We start from the raw sequence: 1,923 nt of genomic DNA on the forward strand, positions 1-1,923 counted from the left end.
AGCTGTCGGGCGGGCAACGCCAGCAGGTCGCTGTGGGCCGCGCTCTGATGACGCAGCCGAAGGTGCTGATGCTGGACGAACCCACCGCTGGCGTATCCCCCATTGTGATGGACGAACTGTTCGACCGCATCATCGAGGTCGCGCGGACCGGTATCCCGATCCTGATGGTGGAACAAAACGCCCGCCAAGCGCTGGAGATTGCGGATAAGGGCTATGTCCTGGTGCAAGGGGCCAATGCCTTTACCGGCACGGGCAAAGAGCTTTTGGAAGACCCCGAAGTTCGCAAATCCTTTCTGGGGGGTTAAGCGATGCGATGGACCCTTCCGATGGCCCTATTGGCAACCACGGCACCAGCCTTGGCGCAGGACAGCGTTGCCACGACCGCTGCAACAGCCCCGACCGCCGCAGCCGCTACGGCCCCCGCAGAGCCCTTCCAGCAGACGATTGCGATCGCCTGCCGTTTTACGTGGGAATGTGTGGAAAACGAGCCCTGCACCGAGACAGAGTTCACCCCCGACATCACCGGCAACGCTGGCGGAGCCTCTGCCGATGCGCTGACGGTTCAATCACAAATGGTCAGCGACGCCGAAACCGTCGAGATGACCGGCACGAAACAGGTCAAGGCGCTGTCCCTGACGGGGGGTGGGTTTGATGCCCGCCACCTGCTGAGCATCGCCGCCGACGGAGCCTCCCGTTATACCGTGCATTACGCTGATGGGCCGATTGTCATCAGCTATCTAGGGACATGTAAATAATGGATTTACTCAACGCTTTCATCGCCTTGGCCAACTATGTGCTGGTTCCGGGCATCGCCTATGGGTCGCAACTTGCGCTTGGTGCGCTTGGGGTGACGCTGGTCTATGGCATCTTGCGGTTCTCGAACTTTGCCCATGGCGACACAATGGCGCTTGGCGCGATGTCCGCTGTGCTGATCACCTGGGGTTTCCAGTCGCTGGGGCTGAGCCTGGGTGTCCTGCCGACTGCCCTGCTGGCGCTGCCCTTTGCGATCATCATCACCATCGGGCTGCTGCTTGGCACAGACAAACTTGTCTATAGCTTCTACCGCGAAAAGAAGGCCAAGCCGGTGATCTTTGTCATCGTCTCGCTGGGGGTGACATTCGTCTATAACGGCATCACCCGCTTTATCATCGGCGCAGAGGATCAACGGTTTCTGGATGGTGAACGCTTCATCATCTCGGCCCGTGACTTCAAAGAGATGACGGGGCTTGAGGAAGGTCTGGCGATCAAAACGACCCAAGGGCTGACCGTGGTGACGGCTGTCATCGTGGTTGCCGCACTGTTCTGGTTCCTGAACAAGACACGCTCGGGCAAATCCATGCGCGCCTACTCTGATAACGAGGATCTGGCGCTGCTGTCAGGCATCAACCCTGAACGCGTAGTCATGATCACCTGGATCATTGTGGCCTGTCTGGCGACCACCGCCGGCGTGCTTTACGGGTTGGACAAGTCCTTTAAACCCTTCACCTATTTCCAACTGCTGCTGCCGATCTTTGCCGCCGCGATCGTGGGCGGTCTTGGCAGCCCGATCGGAGCCATCGCGGGGGGCTTTGTTATCGCATTCTCCGAGGTGACGATCACCTACGCGTGGAAAAAGGTCTTTGGCTACCTCGCACCCGAGGGGATGGCCCCCGACGGCTTGGTGCAGCTTTTGTCCACCGACTATAAATTCGCCGTCAGCTTCGTGATCTTGTTGATCGTGCTGCTGTTCAAACCCACAGGTCTGTTCAAGGGGCAATCGGTATGAACGAGACACTGAAAAACACCGCTCTTTTCGCCATTGTCGCGCTGCTGATCGTACTGACCGGGTTTGCGCAAAGCTGGAACGCGGCGCTGCTGATCATTGCGATGGGTCTGATCTCCAGCATCATGGCACTTGGCGTGAACCTGCAATGGGGCTTTGCG

Annotated in this window: 3 protein-coding genes and 1 pseudogene; all 4 read left to right on the forward strand. The window is 58.8% G+C overall.

The features are described from left to right. Positions 1-305, forward strand: a 305-nt coding sequence (locus B4F27_RS00895) for an ATP-binding cassette domain-containing protein (RefSeq protein WP_286758617.1), incomplete at its 5' end; no start/stop codon positions are given. A gap of 21 nt (positions 306-326) precedes the next feature. Continuing rightward, positions 327-755, forward strand: a complete 429-nt coding sequence (locus B4F27_RS00900) for a hypothetical protein (protein ID WP_286758618.1) — start codon at positions 327-329, stop codon at positions 753-755. Continuing rightward, positions 755-1,765, forward strand: a complete 1,011-nt coding sequence (locus B4F27_RS00905) for a branched-chain amino acid ABC transporter permease (RefSeq protein WP_005853635.1) — start codon at positions 755-757, stop codon at positions 1,763-1,765. Before B4F27_RS00900 ends, B4F27_RS00905 begins: the two co-directional genes overlap by 1 nt. Beyond that, a pseudogene (locus B4F27_RS00910) lies at positions 1,762-1,923 on the forward strand (branched-chain amino acid ABC transporter permease); the annotation flags it as partial. The gene B4F27_RS00905 and the pseudogene B4F27_RS00910, both read left to right, overlap by 4 nt.

The sequence above is a fragment of the Sulfitobacter sp. UBA1132 genome (assembly GCF_002311545.1).
Lineage (GTDB): Bacteria > Pseudomonadota > Alphaproteobacteria > Rhodobacterales > Rhodobacteraceae > Sulfitobacter > Sulfitobacter pontiacus.